Origin of the sequence: Nonomuraea angiospora (genome assembly GCF_014873145.1) — a bacterium.
Classification (GTDB): domain Bacteria; phylum Actinomycetota; class Actinomycetes; order Streptosporangiales; family Streptosporangiaceae; genus Nonomuraea; species Nonomuraea angiospora.
Genome location: NZ_JADBEK010000001.1, coordinates 4373067 through 4392522, shown reverse-complemented (window position 1 = coordinate 4392522; position 19456 = coordinate 4373067). Strand labels below are relative to the sequence as shown.

Below are 19456 nucleotides of genomic sequence, written 5' to 3'. Positions count from 1 at the left end.
CTTTTTGGCACCCTTGACCACGTGTATGTCGTGGTCGCCGGAGAGACGCTGCTGCCCGTGGGCGGCTCGGCGCGGCGCCCCGCCGACCTGGCGGGGGCCGTACGCGAGCTGGAGGAGGCCGAGCGCCCGCGGTGGGTGTGGGCCGACGCGCGGGAGGTCTATCCCGACCTGCTGGGCGCGGGCGCGCGGGTCTCGCGCTGCCACGACCTCGCGCTCACCGAGGGGCTGCTGCTCGCGTACGAGGGCCGCTACGGCGAGAGCCGCTCGGCCAGGGCCGCCCACGCCCGGCTGCACGGGCTGCCGGTCCCGGAGGAGCAGCCGAGCGCGCCCGGCACGCTGTTCGCGCCCGAGCCGCTCGCGGCCGAGGCCGTGGCGGAGGTGCTGGCCGACCAGCTGCGCCGCATCGAGGCGCTGCCGGAGCCGGGCAGGTTCCGGCTGCTGGTGGCGGCCGAGTCGGCGGGGGCGCTCATCGCGGCCGAGATGTCCTACGACGGCATGCCCTGGCGGCGCGACGTGCACGACGAGCTGCTGACCGAGCTGCTCGGGCCGCGGCCCGTCCACGGCATGCGCCCGGCCAAGCTGCAGGCGCTGGCCGACGAGGTGACCGCGGCCCTCGGCCAGCCGGTCAACCCCGACTCGGTGCAGCAGCTCGTCAAGGCGTTCAAGGGGGCGGGGGTGGCGTTGAAGACCACCCGGTCGTGGGAGCTCAAGCAGATCGACCACCCCGCGGTGAAGCCGCTGCTGGCCTACAAGGAGCTGGCCCGGCTCTACAGCTTCCACGGGTGGGTGTGGGCCGATCAGTGGGTGCGGGGCGGGCGTTTCCGGCCCGAGTACGTGGTCGGCGGCGTGGTGTCCGGGCGGTGGGCCACCAGCGGTGGCGGGGCGCTGCAGATCCCCAAGGTGATGCGGCGCGTGGTGGTGGCCGACGAGGGGTGGGCGCTGGTCGTCGCCGACGCCGCCCAGCTGGAGCCGCGGGTGCTGGCCGCGATGGCCGGCGACGTGGGGCTGGCCCGGGCCGCCGGGGAGATCGACCTGTACTCGGCGCTGGCGAAGTCGTTCGGCGGCGAGCGCGACCACGCCAAGATCGCGATGCTGTCCGCCATGTACGGCGGCACCAGCGGTGACGCGCCCAAGCTGCTGGCGGTGATGCGGCAGCGCTTCCCCAAGGCGTACCAGTTCGTGGAGGACGCGGCCAAGGCGGGGGAGGAGGGGCGGCTCGTGCGCTCCTGGCTCGGGCGCACCAGCCCGCCGCCCTCGCCGCGGTGGAAGGAGCTGGTGTCGGGGCCCGAGGGCGCGCGGGCGGCCCGGGACCGCGGGCGGTTCACGCGTAACTTCGTGGTGCAGGCCACGGCGGCCGAGTGGGCGCTGGCGCTGATGGCGGTGCTGCGCGGGCTGCTGCCGGAGCCGGCGCGGCTGGTGTTCTTCCAGCACGACGAGGTGATGGTCCACTGCCCGGCCGAGCAGGCGGAGGAGGTGATCGCCGCGGTGGCGTCGGCCGCGGTCGAGGCCACCCGGCTGCTGTTCGGGGCGACGCCGGTGCGCTTTCCCATGGAGGCGGTGGCCGTCTCGTCCTACGCCGACGCCAAGTGACGGTCGGCGCGCCAGATGACGGTCAGCCAGACGCCCGCGAGCGCCGCCATGACCCCCACGACCAGGCCGAGCACGCCGTAGCCGAGCGTCCCCACGATGGCGCCCGCGACGATCGTGCCCGTGGCGCCGCAGACGTTCATCAGCAGGTCCGAGAGGCCCTGGACGGCGGGGCGGCGTTCGAGCGGGACGGACTCCGTGACGAGGGCCGAGCCCGCCACCAGGCCGCACGACCAGCCGAGGCCGAGCAGCACCAGCGCGGCCGTCACCTGCCAGACCCCGTGTCCGGCCGTGCCGGCGAGCGCGGCGGCGCTCAGCAGCAGGGCCATGCCGAGCACGAGCACCGGCACCTTGCCCGCCTTGTCGGCCAGCCAGCCCACCACCGGCGACAGCACGTACATGCCCGCGATGTGCAGGCTGATCACGAGGCCGATGACGTCCAGGTTCGAGCCGTCGTGGTGGAGCTTGACCGGCGTCATGGACATGACGGACACCATCGCCGTGTGGCTCACCGCGATCATGACGAGGGCGCGGCGGGCCATCGGGGTGGTGCGGAGGGTCTGCCAGGCGGTGCGGATCGTCCCCTTGGAGCCGCGGGCGGCGGCCGGGCCGTCGTTCAGGGAGCGGGCCAGCGTGAGCGGGTCGGGGCGCAGCAGGCAGAAGATGAGGGCCAGCGCCACCGCGAACGCCAGCGCCGCGAACACGAACGGCCCCGCCTTCTCCACCAGCCCCAGCCGCATGCCGATCTGGTCGGTGGGCTTGGCCAGGTTGGGGCCGGCCACGGAGCCGATCGTGGAGGCCCAGACGACCAGTGACAGGTGCCTGGCCGAGCGGCCCTTGGGCGACAGGTCCGTGGCCGAGTAGCGCGCGGCCAGGCTGCCCGCGCTCCCGCCGCCCACGAGCACCAGGCCCGCCAGCAGCAGCGGCCACGTACGCAGGCTGATCGCCAGCGCCGAGATCAGGCAGCCCGCCAGCGCCGCCGCGTACGCCAGCGACAGACCGGCCCGGCGGCCGCCGCTGCCCGACGCCTTGGCCGTGGGCAGGGCCAGCAGCGCCGCGCCGAGCACGGTCGCCGTGCCCGCGAAGCCGCTGATCACCGTGGAGCCCGAGAGCTCGTCCACGACCACCGAGCTGAGCGCGAGCCCGACGGCGACCCCCACCCCGCTCACGATCTGCGTCGCGGACAGGACGGCCAAGGTGCGGCGCTGGACGCCGCGAATTCGGTCAGAGGACGAGACAGCGGGCGTAGTGGGGGCACTGGTCACGTGTGAAGTCTCGCATAGCCCCTGACATCACCCCAAAGGGCGATATTTCAGTGAATGGTGACTGAATCTCCCTGGACGATGCGTCCGGGCACGTCCGGGATCAGGTTGACGCCGAACCACACCTTGCCGTCCCACCTGCGATGCCGCGAAAGCGTCCTGATGGGCTCCTTGCCCTTCGTGTACGTGGAGGTGTCGATCGTGGTCAGCACGCACCGGTCGCACAGCTTGCTCACCCGGAAGTCCACCGCGCCGATGCGGACCCGCTTCCACTCGTCCTCCGCGAACGGCGTGCCGACGCCGTCGATCACCACGTTCGGCCGGAACCGGTGCATGGGCAGCGGCCGCGGCGCCTCCTCGCCGCGCTCCAGCGCGGTCTCCACGATCCAGTCGTTGAGCTGGGCGAGCGAGGCGCTGGACGTGAGCAGCAGCGGATAGCCGTCGGCCAGGCTCACCCGGTCGTCCGGCCGCCCGTACTCCGGATTGACCGGCCGGCGGGTCGGGTCGTCGAGCCACTTGAGCCGGACGGGCCGGCCCGCCAGCCCGGACAGCCAGTCCGCCGCGTCGTCGCCGCAGTCGGTGAGCTCCACGTGGGTGCGCCCCACGGCGACCGTGGACGTGACGGCGGTCGGCGTGACCCGCAGCGGGGCGGCGTGCGGGCCGGTCAGCGTGAGCGAGCCGCCCTCGACCCGGGCCACGCAGGCCAGCAGGCGGGGCTCCTGACGGGCCGTCAGGAGCTCGCCGTGCTCGTCGGTGATCAGGTAGCGGCGGTCGTCGGCGAGCCCCCACGGCTGCACCTCGGCCTCGTGAACCTGGTGCCCCGCGGTGGACTTGACGGGGTAGAAGTGGATGCTCGCCAGTTTCATACGGCCGAAGGTACCCGACCGCGCTCCGGCGCCGGCGAGCGGTGCAGGGCGGCCGCCACGGCCACGGTGGCCAGGGCGAGCACGCCGATCGCGGCCCCGATCCAGGCGACGGACGGGTAGCCGAGGCCCGCGCCGATGGCCAGCCCGCCGAGCCAGGGGCCGACGGTGATGCCGACGTTGAAGGAGGAGACGTTCACCGCGGCCGCCAGGGTGGGGGCGTCCTTGGCCAGGGAGAAGACGCGGGTGTTCAGGGCGGGGTTCATGCCGAAGCCGAACGCGCCCAGCAGGAAGATCATCGCGATGGCCGCCACGGGGACGGACGCGGTCAGGGCCAGCGCCACCGAGCAGACGATCAGGCCGGCGACGCCGAGGTACAGGGACGGGAACGGCCGCGCGTCGGCGGTCCGGCCGCCGATGGTGATCCCGATCAGCGAGCCGACTCCGTAGAGCGCCAGGACCGCGGGCACCCAGGCCGGCTCCAGGCCCGTGGTGTCGACCAGCAGCACGCTCAGGTAGCTGAAGGAGGCCAGCAGGGCTCCCGTGGCCAGCGCGGTCGTGCCGTACGCGAGCCAGAGCCGGGGGTTGATCATGGAGCGCAGCTCGACGGAGACGCGCGGGGTCGCGGAGGCGTCCGGGCGGCCGCCCGGGATGGTGGCGAGCACGCCCGCCCCGGCCAGCGCCGACAGCGCCGCGACCGCCCAGAACGCGGCCCGCCAGCCGAGGTGCTGGCCGATGACCGTGCCCAGGGACAACCCGATGATGGTGGCGACCGTCAGGCCGCCGGCCAGCACGCTCATCGCCTTGCCCCGGGCGTTGGCGGGCACCAGGCCGACCGCCGTGCTCGCCGCCACGGCCCAGAAGCCCGCGTACACGAACGCGCCCACGACGCGGGTGGCGAACACCACGGTGTAGCTCGACGTCAGCGCGCCCGCGACGTGCGACAGGACGAAGACCGCGATGAACGTCAGCAGCGCCGTACGCCGTGGCCAGCGCAGCGTGAGGACGGCCAGCACCGGTGCGCCCACCAGCATCCCGATGGCGAACGCCGAGATCAGCAGCCCCGCCTCGGGCACGGACACCCGCAGGTCGGCGGCCATCTCCGGGAGCAGCCCGGCCAGCATGAGCTCGGAAGTGCCCTGAGCGAAGATCGAAAGGCCCAATATGTAGATGGCCAAGGGCATGGCGTTCCTCCTTTTTGGATTGATCAGTTCAAAACGACGGCGTAAAAAAAGATCAGAAAACGCCCAGGGCGGTTTTCGCGATCGACTCGAGCCCGTCCCGGTCCGTCCCGCCCCGCGCGGCCACGCGCAGGCCGCTGACGGTGGCGAAGACGAAGTGCGCCAGCGCGAGCGGGTCCCGGTCCTGGCCGATCTCGCCCCGCGAGCGGCCGGTCTCGATGGCGGCGCGCACCATCTCCCGCCGCCTGTCGTTGTCACGCCGCAGCAGCTCGGCGATCTCGGGGTCGTGCGGGGCCAGCTCGGTCATCGAGTTGACCACCAGGCAGCCGGGCGGCTCGCCGGGCTCGGGGTCGACGGCCCACCACAGGACGGTCCTGATCTTCTCCTTGAGCGGCAGGTCGGCGTCCAGCGTCTCGGCGAGCGCGGCGTTGCGCTGCTCTGTGTAGCGGTTCAGGGCCTTCACGAACAGGTCGTGCTTGCTGGCGAAGGTGTTGTAGATGCTGCTGCGCCCGAGCCCGGTGGCCGCGCACAGGTCCGCCGTCGAGGTGGCCTCGAAGCCCGCGGACCAGAACGCGCGCATCGCCGCCTCGACGGCGCGTTCCTCCTCGAACTTCCTTGGTCGCCCCATATCTGGCACATTACCCGTTTTGGAATGAGTGGTGCAATACGTCAGCCATCCCGCCGGAACGTGTCCAGGAACACCTTGCGGGTCTCCGCCTGGTCGTCCCACTTGAGCTCGGGCAGATCGAAGGTGATCTTGTACGCGGTGATGTCGTCGATCGTGACGTACCGGGTGAGCGCGTGCATGGGGACACCGCTGGCCGTGGTGTAGGTGTACTCCCAGTCGGCGGCCTGCCAGCCGCGGTAGCCGACGGCCTGGAGCTGCACCTGGATGTAGCCCTCCACGCCGCCCTTGGCCTCCTGGCGGCCCAGCTCGGACAGCCCTCCGTCGGTCTGCGGGCTCACCTTCTGCACCATGATCCGCATGCCGGAGTCCTTCGGCCCGCTGAACGTGGTCACCCCGCCCGACGTCGCCGGCTTCCAGCCCGCGGGCACGGCGGCGGCGAACCCGGCCGTGCCGTGCTCGGTGTAGCCCGACGGTATCGGCGAGGGCTCGGCGTTCCCGGGTTCGGCGGATGCGGACGTCGCGGTCCGCGGCGTGGCCGTCACCTGGGAGGGCGACCCGCTCGGCATGAAGAACACGACCGCGGCCACGACGGCGGCCACCGCCAGGACCGCGCTGATGATCGTGAGCGGCGTCGGCCGCCCGCGGCGAACCCAGGTCCCGTCGTCCTCGTCGGGCCTGCGCCGGCTCTTGCCGGTGCGCGGAGCCGTGCTGGGCAGCGTGGCCAGCCGGTTGTGGCCGAGGTCGCGCGACAGGTCACGCGACTGCTCGCGCAGGTCCTCGGCCGAGGCCAGCGGCCACGGAGTGGCGGTGGAGGACGTACGGCTGTCCGTGGTCAGCGGCAGGATCGGCGCGGGCTGCGGGCCGGAGTCGTCGCCCTGGCCCCTGGGGACCCGGTGCGGGCCCGAGGGCATGCCGAAAGCGGACCGGGCCCCCGACGGGCCGCCGAACTCGGGCGGCGGCGGCACCAGCTGGTCGGTCCGGTGGCTGCCGGAGGGGCTCGTCAGGCCGTCGTACGGCATCGCGTGACCGCCGGACGGGCTGCTCAGCGGGTCGTACGGCACCCGGATCGGACCCGAGGGCGTCTCCACGATCCGCGACGGCATGTTCGCCAGATGGGGCCCCGACGGGGACTCCAGCAGCCCGGAGGCCGGCGTGTCCCCCGGAGCGGGCCCGGTGACGGGCGGCGGCTCGGCCGGGCGCGGCCGGACGGAGCCGTGCGCGCGCAGCACCGCCTCCAGCATCTCGATGACCTGGTCGGAGGTCAGCCGCTGGGCCGGGTCCTTGCGCAGCAGGCCCTCGATCACCGGCGTCAGCGAGCCGGCCCGCTGGGGCGCGATCGGATCCTGCGTGAGCACCGCGCCGAGCACCGCCACCGGATCGGGCCCCTCGTACGGGGGCCGCCCCTCGAGCGCGGCGTACAGCGTCGCGCCGAACGACCACAGGTCGGCCGCCTGCGTGATCGCCTGCCCGGACAGGCGCTCCGGCGGGATGTACGCGGGCGACCCCATGAGCAGCCCGGTCTGCGTGATCGTCACGTCGCCCTCGATGGCCGCGATGCCGAAGTCGGTCAGGACCACCCGGTCCTGGGTCAGCAGCACGTTGCCGGGCTTGATGTCGCGGTGCAGGATCCCCGCGGAGTGCGCGTGCCTGAGCGCGTCGAGCACCCGGATGCCGATCTCGGCCGCCTGCAGCACCGGCAGCGGCCCGCTCTGGCGGACGGCCTGCTCCAGGGACCACGCGCGGACCAGCTCCATCACGATCCACGGGCGGCCGTCCTCCTCGACCACGTCGTGCACGGTGACGATGCCGGGATGCGTCAGCCGCGCGGCCGACCTGGCCTCGCGCAGCACGCGCCGGTGGGCCACCTGCATGCCCGAGTGGTCGAGCCCGAACGGGAGGATCAGCTCCTTGACCGCCACGTCCCGGTCGAGCAGGACGTCGTGGGCGTGCCACACCATGCCCATGCCGCCCCGGCCGACAGGCGACATGAGCCGGTAACGCCGGCCGATCAGACGGCCCTGGCTCTGCGGGGCGCCGCTCGGGGCGCCTCCTTCCGCGCCGGGGCCGCTGAGCAAGCGGTCGGCTGCCATGATCCCGCCCCCATCCCGCGCTACGAGCGATTAAAAGTGGTTCGTTACGATATCGGCGGGGCATGCGCAAGGGAAGCTGGAGCATCCTTACAAGAGCTTTGACCTGCAGAAATATCGCCATTCAGATGGCTTGTTCCGCCAATGCGATCAATGCAGTGGTGAATGCCTCTACAGGGGGTTTGACCAGGCCTGCTCCTACTTGACCGGTTCCCGGGACGCGGCCCGCGATGCCGGTGTTGACCACGGGCAGCAGGCCCGTTCTCGCGACGAGAGTTACATCGATCCCGACCGGCGTGCCGCGGAAGCCGAGCCCCGGAATCTGGAACACCGGGTGCTCCGCGAGCGTGATCTCGTACATGGAACGGGTGGCCCGAACCGCGTCGGACACCTCGCCGCCCACGAACCGCACGATGGCCGGCGCCGCCGCCATCGCGAACCCGCCCAGCCCCGAGGTCTCCGTGATCGTGGAGTCGCCGATGTCCGGGTTCGCGTCGTCCGGCCCGTACGAGCCGAGATAGAGCCCGTCGGGCACGCCAGCCGGCCCCGTGAACCATCGCCCGCCCAGCCCCGAGACCTGGACGCCGAAGTCGGTGCCGTTCCTGGCCATGGCGACGACCATGGACGAGCCGGGCACGTCGCGGGCGGCGTCGGTGCTCACCTTGGCGGCGGCCATGGCGCCGTTCAGGAAGAAGTGGTCGTTGCCGTTGATGAACCGCAGCACCTCCGCGGCCGCCCCCGGGACGGCCTCGACCACGGCCGGGGCCAGCTCGCGCAGCAGGAGCGAGGTGGCGGCGCGGTTGCGGTTGTGCAGCTCGTCGCCCATCTGCAGGGCCTGCGCCATCAGCGAGCGCAGGTCGATCGGCCCCGTGCGCTCCAGCGTCGCCGCCAGGGCGGGGCCGAGCACCGCGTCCATCCAGCGCAGCCGCTCCAGCACCTCGGGCCCGTAGGCGCCGTAACGGAGCACCTTGCCCAGGCCCTCGTTCAGCGAGCAGTACGCGGTGCCGCCGTGCTCGTCGTCGCGCACCTCGAACAGCCACATGGACGGGCTCACCACGCCCGCCATCGGGCCCACGGTGGCGTGCTCGTGGCACGGACGCAGTGCGATCTCGCCCGCCGCCAGCCTGCGCCCCGCCTCGTGCTCGTCGGCGGCCAGGCCCTCCAGCAGCATCGCGCCGATCAGCGCGCCGCGCATCGGGCCCGACGCGCGCTCCCACGTGATGGGCGGCCCCGCGTGCAGGAACGTTCCCGGCGCCAGCACCTCCGAGGCCCGGCGCACTCCGACCAGGTGCGGGCGGGCGGAGGTCAGCCTGCTCGCGGCCAGCTCGTTCGCGGCCTGCCGGCGCGGGTCGGCGAGCACCGCGGCCAGGGCCTCGGCGGTGCCGGGCAGCGGCGGGCGCCAGGACACCGGCGTCGTCTCGACGGCCTGCGCCCTGAGCGCCTCGTCGAGCAGGCCCGCGCCCACCGTGACGACGCGGGACGGAGCGGACAGCGGACTCATACGAGGCTCCTGGCGTGCCGGGCGGCCTGGGCGTTGGAGGTGAAGACGGCCGCGCCCGCCTCGCGGAAGGCGGCGGCCTGGCGGTGCAGGTCCTGCGGGTCGCCTTCGGTCCCGATGAGCGCGATCACGACGGTGGCGGGGGTGCGGGCCACGGCGTGCGCGAGCGAGGCGGCCGGGTCGGGGTCGGCGCCGTGGCCGAGCACGACGTCCATGAGCACCAGGTCCGTCTCCTGGGCGCGGGCCAGCGCCTCGACGCGCAGGGTCGGGTCGATCATGGGATGCGCCCGGCCCCTGGTGTAGGCGTCGTCCCCGTAGTCCACGAAGTCGCCCTGGCCGGCCACCAGCGCGGCCTCGGTGCTGAGCGTCCCGCCGGAATAGATGCCCTTGATGGCCTTGGCCGGGCCCTGCTTGCCCGACCACGCGGGCCAGGAGGGCCACTCGGGCACCGGCCGGCCGAGCGCGCGCAGCGCCCGCTCGGCCGCCTCCGTCAGGTCCGGCTCGGGGAGCAGCGCGGGCACCACCGGCGTGCGCAGGCCTCCCACGGCCTCCCGCACGGTCCGCGCCACCTCGGGGGACGGCGGCTTGGAGATCAGCACGATCAGCTCGGTGGCCGGGTCCTCGTCCAGCATGCGCAGGGCCCGCAGCGTGGACAGGCCGCCCACCTCGGCCGACAGGTCCCTGCCGCCCACGCCGAGCACGTGGCTGACGCCGGTGCCGGCCCAGTCGAGCAGGGACGTCACCTGCTGGGCCCCGGTGCCGGACGCGGCCACCACGCCGACGGGGCCGGGGCTGAGGACGTTCGCGAAGCCCAGGCCGACGCCGCCGATCAGGGCGGTGCCGCAGTCGGGGCCCATCACGAGGACGTCCGCGGCCTCCGCGAGCTCCTTGAGCCGCCGTTCCTGGGCCACGGGGACGCCGTCGCTGAAGATCATGACGGGGAGCCCGGCCTGGATGGCGTCCAGCGCCTCGGCGAAGGCGTGCTCGCCGGGAGTGGAGACCAGCACCAGGTCGGCAGGCGTGCCGGCGGCCGAGCGGGTGGTCAGCGGGGGCTGGTCGGCCGTGCCCCCCTCTGGGTGACGGAAGCTCGCGAGCTGCCGGTCGGCCTCCTCGATGGCCGCGCCGGCGTCGCGGGCGCGCACGGCTATCAGCAGGTCGCCGGGCCCGGCCTGCGGGACCGTGAAGCCCAGGTCGCGGAGGACGGCGAGGTTCAGCTCGGTGGCCATGGCGACCATGGCGGCCTCCACGCCCGACATTTCGGTCAGCGCCCGACTTATGCGCATCAGGGAGATGGAGTCGACGTACGCGCCCTTCCGTACCAGCACCGTCTCGGCGCTCATCGGGGCCCGCCCAGCGTGAGGACGGCGCTCACGCCGATGGCGACGCCCTGGGCCAGGTCGGAGCCCGAGGTGTGGCCGAGGCTGTGGAGGCGGCGCAGGGCCGGTTCGAGGGGCTGGTCGCCCGTGACGCCGCGCAGCACCGCGGTCACCTCGGGGCTGCTCTCACCCCTGGCCGCGCAGTGCAGGAGCGTGGCCGAAATGGGCGTCGTACGCGTCCTCGCGTCGAACGTCACGGTCGCCGCCAGCCAGCCGGCCAGCCGGACCGCCCGGTCGGCCCCGGCCGCCGCGCCCAGGCGCCGCAGCGTCACCAGCAGGCCCGCCAGGACGTCGTCGCCGCTCGGCGTCAGGCCGGGCCCCAGGCCCATGAGCTGCTCGGCCGCCGTCACGGCCCCCAGCAGCCAGCCCTTCGCGCAGCTGTCGGCCAGCAGCTCGACGGCGCCGTTCCCGGCCAGCCCCGGTCGCGGCGGGTCGCCGAAGCGGGCGGCGGCCTGTTCGAGCCGGTCCCGATCGATCCGGCCCAGCGGCGGGGCGGGGTCCCACCAGCGGCGCACGCCCAGGCTCAGCGGGCCCAGCTCGATGCTGCGGTCACCCACCGAGGCCTCGTCACCCACCGTGACGCCCGGCAGCGGGCCGGCCAGCAGTACGGAGTTGGGCAGCCGGGTGGCCGTCCCCGTGATGACGGCGATCACCGAAGGCTCGAGATCGGTCCTGACCTCGAGATAGACCCCCGCCGGGAACGCGGCGAGCACCCGGGCGGGGCGGCGCGGCGACTCCAGGACGGGGCGTACCGCCGTGCTGGCCGCACCCGTGACGTGGCTGCGGGCCTGGACGCGAGCCTGGATGCGGGTACGCCTCGCATGAGTGCTTACGGTCACCGAACCTCCCATCCGACCTTGGACCTGACCGTAAAACGGTCGGGGAACCCTCCGTACGGGTAAATTTGCCAACAGTCAGCGGGAAGGTTGGCTCTTCCTGACAGACGGTTTCTGGGGTCACAATCTCCCCATGGAGCCCCCCGTCCGTCTCGCCAGCACCGGGACGATCATTCACGGTGTTTCCGTCGGAGAGGTGCTCGGCGTCTCCACCCTCGCCGAGGCCAGGCTGATCGCGGGGGAGAGCGGGCTGGGCCGCATCGTGCAGCGGCTGAACGTCATGGAGGTCCCCGACATCCTGGCCTGGGTCAAGCCGCACGAACTGCTGCTGACCACCGGCTACCCGCTGCGCAACACGCCGCAGTCGCTCGGCCGGCTGGTCGCCGACCTGGACGAGCGCGGGCTGTCGGCGCTGGCGATCAAGCTCGGCCGTTATGTGGACGAGCTGCCCGACGAGATGGTCGAGCAGGCCGACCGGCTCGGCTTCCCGCTCATCCTGCTGCCGAACGACGTCGGGTTCGACGACATCCTCAACCAGGTGCTGACCGACATCCTCAACCGCCAGGCCGCCGTGCTCGCCCGCGCCGAGGAGGCGCACCGGGCGCTGGTGCAGGTGGTGCTGGCCGGCGGCGGGCTCAACGAGGTGGCCGCCGAGGTGTCCCAGCTGCTCGACGTGTCGGTGGCGGCCGTGGACGGCTCGGGCCGGGTGCTGGCCACCGCGGGGCCGGCCGAGCACGTGGCCGTCCTGCGCGAGTCGATCTCCCGGGAGGGCCCGCCCCGTACGCCGGCCTCGGGCCGGGCGCGGTCGTTCGCCTCGGTCCCCGTGCTGGCCGGCGGCCACCACCACGGGAGGATCGTCGCCTACAGCCCGTCCGGGGCGATCCGCGACAGCGACGTCGGCATCCTCGAACGCGCCGCCACCGTGGCCGCGCTCGTCGTCACCCGGCAGGAGGCGGTCAACGCCGTCGAGAGCAAGTACCGCGCCGACTTCCTGCGCGACGTGCTCACCGGCCGGGCGGGCACGGCCGAGCGGGTCACGGCCAGGGCGCGGGCGTTCGGGTGGGACCTGGCGCGGCCGGTGACCGTACTGGTGGCCGAGCTGGACCCGGACGGCGACGAGCGCAGCGCGCAGGACCGGTTGGTGGCGTGCTGGACGGCGGCGATGCGCCGGCACGACCCGCGCGGGGCGGTGGCGGGGTTCTCGCACGAGGTGGTGGCCGTGGTGGACGCCTCGATCGACGCGACCCGGATCGCCAAGGACGCGGCCTCGGCCTTCGCCGACGTGCCGCCCGCGACGTTCTCGACCGGCAGCTCCCGGCCCAGCCCGGGGGCGGAGACGCTGCCGGAGGCGTACTCGCAGGCGCTGAAGGCGGCCCGGGTGGGCCGCCAGCTGCACGGGCCCGGCGCCGTCGCCCACTTCGACCAGCTCGGCGTCTACCGGCTGCTGTCCCTGGTCAACGACACCGACGAGCTGCACGCCTTCGTACGCGAGACGCTCGGCCCGCTGGCCGCCGACGCCGACGCCGAGAACGCCGACCTCCGCCGCACCCTCCAGGTGCTCTTGGAGACCAACCTGAACGTGGCCGAGACGGCGCGGCGCCTCCACTTCCACTACAACACCCTGCGCTACCGGATCGGGAAGCTGGAGCGCCTGCTCGGCAACTTCACCGACGACCCGCATCTGCGCCTCAACCTGACCCTGGCCCTGCACGTGCTGCGGATGCGCGGCATCTAGGGTTGGGGGTTGTGGATTTCGAACTGCGCTCCGAGTACATCCCGCTGTGTGACCTGCTGAAGTACTGCGGGATCACGGAGACGGGCGGCATGGCCAAGGTGCTGATCGCCGAGGGGATGGTGCTGGTGGACGGAGAGGTGGAGCTGCGCAAGCGCGCCAAGATCCGCTCGGGGCAGGTGGTCAGCGGGGAGGGGTTCTCCATCCACGTGGAGTAGTGGGAACCTGTTGACGAAAAGTCACCGCACAATTACTGACCGTTTACTAACATCAGGCGCGTCGGCAAAAAGAAACGGCCCCCTGACGGGGGCCGTAGGGCCCGGGAGTGTACCCCCGGGCGGCGGTGACTCCATGTTAGGGCGTGATGGCGGTGTGCGACAAGTCCATTCCCGGAATCGAGCGGGTGGGTGTCTACGTCGACGGCTTCAACCTGTACTACGGCCTGCGGGACCTCGCGGGGCGACGGCATCTCTGGCTCGATCTGAGCGCCATGGCGACCCGCCTGTTGCGGCCGCATCAGCGTCTCGTGGCCGTCAGCTACTTCACGGCCGCGATCCTCAACGATCCACCGGCCAAGGCGCGGCAGGAAACCTATCTGGCCGCGACGGAGAGCCGCGGTGTGCAGGTCGTCATGGGGAGGTTCCAGGAGCAGGCAGTGCGATGCCACTCATGTGGCACCGTACGGCGGACCTACGCCGAGAAGCAGTCCGATGCGGCGCTCACCGCGGCCATAGTGGCGGACGTCGCGACATCTCAGGTGGATGTGGTCATGCTCGTGTCCGCCGATTCCGACCTGTGCGCGGCGATTCACGCCGTCAGGCAGCTGGATGAGGAGCGCGGGACCAAGACCAGGGTGATCGCCGTGTTCCCGCCCCGGAGGCGTTCCAATCACCTGAGGCAGCTCAGTGACGCGTGGTTGCCGCTGGGCGATGCCGTGATCCGCCAGTCGCAGCTTCCCCACATCGTCCACGCGCCCGACGGATGCGTCTACCACCGCCCGCAGCACTGGAACTGACCTCACACCCGAAACCGATCGCGTGTGCGCGAGGTTTCCACTGGCCTCGCGCGTAGATTTGGCAGATCATGCCCGTGTAGGAGCGTTACGGCGGGCCTAATGTGCCCGCAACGGAACGTGTCGCCGGCCCAGTACAAGAGGGGCTCTCATGGTTTTGGGATGGACCAAACACGGTGACGGCAAGCACCTGGCGCCCGGAGAGGTGGTCAGGCCCGACGAGCGGCTGAGCTGGCCCAGGATGGTGGGCTTCGGGGCGCAGCACGTGATCGCGATGTTCGGCGCGACGTTCGTCTTCCCCCTGGTGATGGGGCTGGACCCCAACGTCGCCGTGATGATGTCAGGCGTGGCGACGATCCTGTTCCTGCTGATCGTGAAGGGGAAGGTGCCCAGCTACCTCGGCACCAGCGCCTCCTTCGTCGGCGGGGTGCTGGCCATCAGGGCCGCCTACGGCGGGGACACGGCGGGCGCGGACGCGATCGTGACCGGTGCGATCCTGGTCGCCGGGTTCGTGCTGGCGCTGGCCGGGCTGGCCGTCCACTTTCTCGGGGTGCAGATCATCCACCGCGTCTTCCCGCCCGTGGTCACGGGGGCGGTCGTCATGCTGATCGGGTTCGGGCTGGCGTACGTGGTGGCGGACGTCTACTGGCCGCAGGACCACTGGGTCGCGCTCATCACCATGCTGGTCACGTTCCTGGTGATCGTGCTGTTCAAGGGGTTCGTCGGCCGGATCGGGGTGCTGGTCGGGCTGGTCGCCGGGTTCGTGCTGTCGTGGGTGCTGGACAAGGCCGCGGGGCCCGTCACGTCCGTGCTGCCCGGCGCCAACCTGCGGGACGCGGCGGGCGCGAGCTGCCCGGCCGAGGGGACCTACTGCGTGGCCACGGCCTTCCCGCACGACCGGGTGAACTTCGACTCCGTGGCGTCGGCGCCGTGGTTCGGGGTGCCGAACTTCCACGCCCCCGACTTCAAGACCTCCGCCGTGCTGCTGGTGCTGCCCGCCGTCATCGCGCTCATCGCCGAGAACATCGGGCACGTCAAGGCCGTCGGCGAGATGACCGGGACGGACGTGGACCCGTACGTGGGCCGGGCGGTGGTGGCCGACGGGGTGGGCACCATGGTCGCCAGCGCGGTCGGCGGCTCGCCCACCACCACCTACGCCGAGAACATCGGCGTCATGGCGGCCACCAAGGTCTACTCGACCGCCGCCTACTACATCGCCGCGATCATCGCGATCCTGTTCGGGCTCTGCCCCAAGTTCGGCGCGCTGGTCGCCGCGACCCCGGGCGGCGTGCTGGGCGGGGTCACCGTCATCCTGTACGGGATGATCGGCCTCCTCGGCGCCAAGATCTGGATCGAGAACCGCGTCGACTTCTCCGACCCCGTCAACATGGTTCCGATCGGCGCGGGCATCATCCTGGCCATCGGACCCGTGAGCCACTTCATCGGCGGCGACTTCACCCTTGAGGGGATCGCGCTCGGCACCATCGTGGTGCTGGGCGGATACCACCTGCTGCGGGCCATCGCCGGACGGCCCGCCCGGCCGGTCGGGAGCGAGGCCGGGTGAAGCCGCCCCCGTTCGAGTACCACGCTCCCCGCGACCTCGACGAGGCGCTCAGGACCCTCGCCGAGGTGGGCGGGAAGGTGCTGGCCGGCGGGCAGAGCCTGATCCCCATGCTCAACATGCGGCTGGCCGCTCCCGAGCATCTCGTCGACATCAACCGCGTCCAGGGGCTGGCGGCCATGGAGACGACGCGGGACGGTGTCCGGGTGGGGGCGACGGTCCGGCACTCGCAGGCCGAGCGGGCCGGGGCGCATCCGCTGCTGAGCCGGGCGCTGCGGCTGGTCGCCCACCCGGTGATCCGCAACCGGGGGACCGTGGTGGGCAGCCTCGTGCACGCCGACCCGGCCGCCGAGCTGCCCGCCGTGCTGGCCGTCCTGGGCGGGTCCGTACGGGTGGCCCGCCTGCGGGGGCAGGTGCGCGACGTGGGCGCAGAGGAGTTCTTCGTCGGGCCCATGGAGTCGGCGGTCCAGCCGGGCGAGCTGGCTGTATCAGCATTTTTCCCGGCATTGGGCCCGCGTACCGGGGCAGCCTTCGAGGAGGTGGCCCGGCGGCACGGCGACTACGCCCTGGCCGGCGTCTGCGCCGTCGTCACGCTCGACGAGGACGGCTGGGTCGAGGCCGCCAGGCTCGCCTGCATCGGCGTCGGTCACGTGCCGATCGTGGTGGACGTGACGGAGAGCCCCGCGGACGCGGCGCGGATCGTCCGCGACCGGGTCGAACCCGAGGGCGACATCCACGCCTCGGCCGCCTACCGCCGCCACCTCGCAGGCGTGCTGGCCGAGCGGGCCGTGCGGAACGCGACCAGGGAGGCACAGGATCGTGGAGCATGAGATCACGCTCGTCGTCAACGGCACGGCCAGACGGGTCGGCGTGCCCGCCCGCCGCCTGCTGTCCGACTGCCTGCGCCACGACCTCGGCCTGACCGGCACCCACGTCGGCTGCGAGCACGGCGTCTGCGGCTGCTGCACCGTGCTGCTCGACGGGGAGCCGATCCGGTCGTGCCTGACGTTCGCGGTCAGCGTGGACGGGGCCGAGATCACCACGGTCGAGGGGCTGGGCGGCGAGGGAGCGCCGTCGCCTGGACTGAGGAGCGCAGGGAGCGCAGCGACCGGAGCGACGAGGGAAGGCGACGGCTCCAGGGCGACCGAGCCCGCCTCACGGAGTGAGGCCATGAGCGCAGTGCAGAGAGCCTTCGCCGAGTGTCATGGGCTGCAGTGCGGGTTCTGCACGCCGGGGTTCCTGTGCACGGTGACCGCCCTGCTGCGGGACAACCCCGCCCCCACGGACGAGGAGGTGCTGGAGGGCATCTCGGGCAACCTGTGCCGGTGCACCGGCTACCAGAACATCGTCAAGGCCGTCCACCGGGCCGCCGAGCTGCTGGCGGAGGAAGCATGACGACGAGGCTGTTCGGGGAGCCCGTGCAGCGGCGGGAGGACCCCAGGCTGCTCACCGGCCGGGGCCGCTACCTCGACGACCTCGGCCCCGACGCGCTGGCCGCCGCGTTCGTGCGCTCGCCGCACGCGCACGCCCGCATCCGCGGCATCGACGTGGACGCGGCGCTCGACGTCGAAGGGCTCGTCGCCATCTACACCTGGGAGGACCTGCCCGGCCGGGTCGGCCGGCCGCTGCCGCTGCTGATCCCGCACCCGGCGCTCACCCACGGGCGCACCGCCTACCCGCTGGCCAGGGACGTGGTCAGGCACGTCGGCGAGCCGGTGGTCATGGTCGTGGCGGCGGACAGGTACGCCGCCGAGGACGCCTGCGCGCTCATCGAGGTCGACTACGAGCTCCTCAAGCCGGTCGTCGGCCTGGAGGAGGCCGTGCAGAGCGCCCAGCTCGTCCACGAGGACGTGCCCGGCAACGTCGGCGCGCACCTCGTCCAGGAGGTCGCGGGGACCGACGGGCGCGGCGCGCGGGAGGCGATCGAGACCGCGCCGCACACGCTGGCCTTCCGGCTCGACATCGAGCGCAGCGCCAGCATGCCGCTGGAGGGGCGCGGCGTGTACGCCCGGTGGGACGGCCGGGACCTGCGCGTCTACTCCAGCACCCAGACCTCCACCAGCGTCCGCATGGCCGTCGCCGCCGCGCTGGAGCTGCCGCTGCCGCAGGTCGAGGTGATCGCGCCCGACGTGGGCGGCGGCTTCGGGGTGAAGATCGTGCACCCGTGGCCCGAGGAGGTGCTGGTGCCGTGGGCCGCCATGACGCTCGGACACGAGATCAAGTGGACGGAGGACCGCAGGGAGCACTTCATCTCCTCGGCCCACGAGCGCGGCCAGGTCCAGTACGTACGGGTCGGCTTCGACGACGACGGCCGCGTGCTCGGCCTGGACGTGACGATCCTGCACGACCACGGCGCCTACACGCCCTACGGGATCATCGTGCCGATCGTCACCTCCACGCAGCTCCTGGGGCCGTACAAGATCGGGGCGTACCGGGTCGAGTTCACCGCCGTCTACACCAACACCGTGCAGGTCACGCCCTACCGGGGGGCCGGCAGGCCGCAGGGCGTGTTCTGCATGGAGCGGACCATGGACAAGATCGCCCGATACCTGGGCAAGGACCGCACCGAGGTACGCGAGGTCAACTTCATCCGGCCCGACGAGTTCCCCTACGACCAGGGGATGACGTTCCAGGACGGCCGGCCGCTGATCTACGACAGCGGCGACTATCCCGAGATGCTCCGCATGGTCAAGGAGCTGATCGGCTGGGACTCCTTCGAGGCGCGGCCCGGCAGGGGCATCGGCGTCGGGTGCTACGTCGAGGGCACCGGCGTGGGGCCGTACGAGGGCGGGCACGTGCAGGTGACCTCCGACGGGCGGGTGCACGTGTCCACCGGGCTCACCTCGCAGGGGCAGGGGCACGAGACGGTGTTCGCGCAGATCGCGGCCACCGAGCTGGGCGTGCCCATCGAGCGGGTGAGCGTGGTCACCGGCGACACCCGCAGGTTCGGTTACGCCGTGGGCACCTTCGCCTCGCGGGCGGCCGTCGTCAGCGGCAACGCCATCGCGCTGGCCTGCAGGAAAGTACGCGACAAGGCGCTGCGGATCGCCGCCGACGCGCTGGAGGCCGACCCGGCCGACCTGGAGATCACCGACGGCATGGTGCACGTGGCCGGCACGCCGAGCGCGTCCATCCCGCTGTCCACGGTGGCGGTGCTGGCCAACCCGCTGCGCTACGCCTTCGACGACGAGACGGCCAAGGCCACCCAGTTCTCCGGCACCGCGTCGCCCGACCGGCCGCCGATCGCCGAGGGCGAGGAGCCGGGGCTGGAGGGGCGCGACTACTACTCGCCGATCAGGTCCACGTTCGCGTCGGGCATGCACGCGGCGATCGTCGAGACCGACCCGGACACGGCCGAGATCAAGGTGGTGCGCTACGCGGTCGTGCACGACTGCGGCCGGCTGATCAACCCGATGATCGTGGAGGGCCAGATCCACGGGGGAGTGGCGCAGGGCATCGGCGGGGCGCTCTACGAGCGCATGGTGTACGACGCGCACGGCCAGCTCGTCAACGCCTCCTTCATGGACTTCCTCATGCCGTACGCCACCGAGATCCCCCGCGTCGAGACCGCCCACCTGGAGACGCCGTCGCCGCTCAACCCGCTCGGCGTCAAGGGCGCGGGCGAGGCGGGCGTGATCCCCGTCTCCGCGGTCATCGCCTCGGCCGTCGAGGACGCCGAGGGCATCCAGATCGACCGCATGCCCATCTCCCCGTCCGAGCTCTTCGACCTGCGCGCCGCCGAACGATGACCCGCTGCACGATGACCCGGGCCGTGCGATGACCCGGGCCGTGCGATGGCCTGGGCCGTGCGATGGCCTGGGCCGTGCGATGGC

The 19456-nt window shown here is 72.6% G+C and carries 16 protein-coding genes; 8 read left to right on the top strand and 8 right to left on the bottom strand.

Features of this window, described 5'->3' with window-relative positions; all coding sequences use genetic code 11:
- Positions 1 to 21 precede the first annotated feature (21 nt).
- On the top strand, positions 22 to 1590 hold the full coding sequence (locus tag H4W80_RS19800; RefSeq protein ID WP_192786455.1) for a bifunctional 3'-5' exonuclease/DNA polymerase: 1569 nt from the start codon (positions 22 to 24) through the stop codon (positions 1588 to 1590).
- Here the strand turns inward: H4W80_RS19800 and H4W80_RS19795 are convergent.
- The 8 genes from H4W80_RS19795 to H4W80_RS19760 all read right to left on the bottom strand — a co-directional run bounded on the left by H4W80_RS19795 (position 1572) and on the right by H4W80_RS19760 (position 11321).
- Positions 1572 to 2783: an MFS transporter gene (locus tag H4W80_RS19795; protein ID WP_225963549.1), complete on the bottom strand. Its 1212-nt coding sequence runs from the start codon at positions 2781 to 2783 to the stop codon at positions 1572 to 1574. The two genes, H4W80_RS19800 and H4W80_RS19795, sit on opposite strands and share 19 nt — an antisense overlap.
- 116 nt (positions 2784 to 2899) lie before the next feature.
- Positions 2900 to 3715: an MOSC domain-containing protein gene (locus tag H4W80_RS19790; RefSeq protein ID WP_192786454.1), complete on the bottom strand. Its 816-nt coding sequence runs from the start codon at positions 3713 to 3715 to the stop codon at positions 2900 to 2902.
- Positions 3712 to 4896: a Cmx/CmrA family chloramphenicol efflux MFS transporter gene (locus tag H4W80_RS19785; RefSeq protein ID WP_192786453.1), complete on the bottom strand. Its 1185-nt coding sequence runs from the start codon at positions 4894 to 4896 to the stop codon at positions 3712 to 3714. The genes H4W80_RS19790 and H4W80_RS19785 overlap by 4 nt, the downstream gene beginning before the upstream one ends.
- Positions 4897 to 4948: 52 nt before the next feature.
- Positions 4949 to 5521 carry a TetR/AcrR family transcriptional regulator gene (locus H4W80_RS19780; RefSeq protein WP_192786452.1) on the bottom strand — a complete coding sequence of 191 codons (573 nt, stop codon included), beginning with the start codon at positions 5519 to 5521 and terminating at the stop codon, positions 4949 to 4951.
- Positions 5522 to 5562: 41 nt separating this feature from the next.
- A complete protein-coding gene (locus H4W80_RS60860) occupies positions 5563 to 7611 on the bottom strand; it encodes a serine/threonine-protein kinase (protein ID WP_225963548.1) in 2049 nt (682 codons plus the stop codon).
- A gap of 121 nt (positions 7612 to 7732) precedes the next feature.
- Positions 7733 to 9109, bottom strand: a complete 1377-nt coding sequence (locus tag H4W80_RS19770) for a YlbE family protein (RefSeq protein WP_192786451.1) — start codon at positions 9107 to 9109, stop codon at positions 7733 to 7735.
- A complete protein-coding gene (locus tag H4W80_RS19765) occupies positions 9106 to 10446 on the bottom strand; it encodes an FdrA family protein (protein WP_192786450.1) in 1341 nt (446 codons plus the stop codon). The genes H4W80_RS19770 and H4W80_RS19765 overlap by 4 nt, the downstream gene beginning before the upstream one ends.
- A complete protein-coding gene (locus H4W80_RS19760; RefSeq protein ID WP_318786954.1) occupies positions 10443 to 11321 on the bottom strand; it encodes an oxamate carbamoyltransferase subunit AllH family protein in 879 nt (292 codons plus the stop codon). Before H4W80_RS19760 ends, H4W80_RS19765 begins: the two co-directional genes overlap by 4 nt.
- A gap of 130 nt (positions 11322 to 11451) precedes the next feature.
- On the opposite strand from H4W80_RS19760, the gene H4W80_RS19755 reads away from it, so the two are divergent.
- The 7 genes from H4W80_RS19755 to cutA all read left to right on the top strand — a co-directional run bounded on the left by H4W80_RS19755 (position 11452) and on the right by cutA (position 19372).
- Positions 11452 to 13053: a PucR family transcriptional regulator gene (locus tag H4W80_RS19755; RefSeq protein ID WP_192786448.1), complete on the top strand. Its 1602-nt coding sequence runs from the start codon at positions 11452 to 11454 to the stop codon at positions 13051 to 13053.
- Positions 13054 to 13064: 11 nt separating this feature from the next.
- Entirely contained in the window at positions 13065 to 13268 is a 204-nt protein-coding gene (locus H4W80_RS19750) for an RNA-binding S4 domain-containing protein (RefSeq protein ID WP_313047417.1), read from the top strand.
- Between the two features lie 146 nt (positions 13269 to 13414).
- Positions 13415 to 14065 (top strand): NYN domain-containing protein, encoded by a 651-nt coding sequence (locus H4W80_RS19745; protein ID WP_192786447.1) that lies wholly within the window; start codon positions 13415 to 13417, stop codon positions 14063 to 14065.
- 148 nt (positions 14066 to 14213) lie between these two features.
- Entirely contained in the window at positions 14214 to 15626 is a 1413-nt protein-coding gene (locus H4W80_RS19740; RefSeq protein ID WP_192786446.1) for a uracil-xanthine permease family protein, read from the top strand.
- Positions 15623 to 16453, top strand: a complete 831-nt coding sequence (locus H4W80_RS63660) for an FAD binding domain-containing protein (protein ID WP_192786445.1) — start codon at positions 15623 to 15625, stop codon at positions 16451 to 16453. Before H4W80_RS19740 ends, H4W80_RS63660 begins: the two co-directional genes overlap by 4 nt.
- On the top strand, positions 16443 to 17018 hold the full coding sequence (locus H4W80_RS19730; protein WP_192786444.1) for a (2Fe-2S)-binding protein: 576 nt from the start codon (positions 16443 to 16445) through the stop codon (positions 17016 to 17018). Before H4W80_RS63660 ends, H4W80_RS19730 begins: the two co-directional genes overlap by 11 nt.
- Entirely contained in the window at positions 17015 to 19372 is a 2358-nt protein-coding gene (cutA, locus tag H4W80_RS19725) for an aerobic carbon-monoxide dehydrogenase large subunit (RefSeq protein ID WP_192786443.1), read from the top strand. The genes H4W80_RS19730 and cutA overlap by 4 nt, the downstream gene beginning before the upstream one ends.
- The last annotated feature ends 84 nt before the right edge of the window (positions 19373 to 19456 follow it).

Excerpts from the sequence above, each read along its gene's own strand:
- H4W80_RS19790 (WP_192786454.1), bottom strand. The coding sequence starts at position 3,715 with ATGAAACTGGCGAGCATCCACTTCTACCCCGTCAAGTCCACCGCGGGG.
- H4W80_RS19785 (WP_192786453.1), bottom strand. The coding sequence starts at position 4,896 with ATGCCCTTGGCCATCTACATATTGGGCCTTTCGATCTTCGCTCAGGGC.
- H4W80_RS19780 (WP_192786452.1), bottom strand. The coding sequence starts at position 5,521 with ATGGGGCGACCAAGGAAGTTCGAGGAGGAACGCGCCGTCGAGGCGGCG.
- H4W80_RS60860 (WP_225963548.1), bottom strand. The coding sequence starts at position 7,611 with ATGGCAGCCGACCGCTTGCTCAGCGGCCCCGGCGCGGAAGGAGGCGCC.
- H4W80_RS19770 (WP_192786451.1), bottom strand. The coding sequence starts at position 9,109 with ATGAGTCCGCTGTCCGCTCCGTCCCGCGTCGTCACGGTGGGCGCGGGC.
- H4W80_RS19765 (WP_192786450.1), bottom strand. The coding sequence starts at position 10,446 with ATGAGCGCCGAGACGGTGCTGGTACGGAAGGGCGCGTACGTCGACTCC.
- H4W80_RS19755 (WP_192786448.1), top strand. The coding sequence starts at position 11,452 with ATGGAGCCCCCCGTCCGTCTCGCCAGCACCGGGACGATCATTCACGGT.
- H4W80_RS19745 (WP_192786447.1), top strand. The coding sequence starts at position 13,415 with ATGGCGGTGTGCGACAAGTCCATTCCCGGAATCGAGCGGGTGGGTGTC.
- H4W80_RS19740 (WP_192786446.1), top strand. The coding sequence starts at position 14,214 with ATGGTTTTGGGATGGACCAAACACGGTGACGGCAAGCACCTGGCGCCC.
- cutA (WP_192786443.1), top strand. The coding sequence starts at position 17,015 with ATGACGACGAGGCTGTTCGGGGAGCCCGTGCAGCGGCGGGAGGACCCC.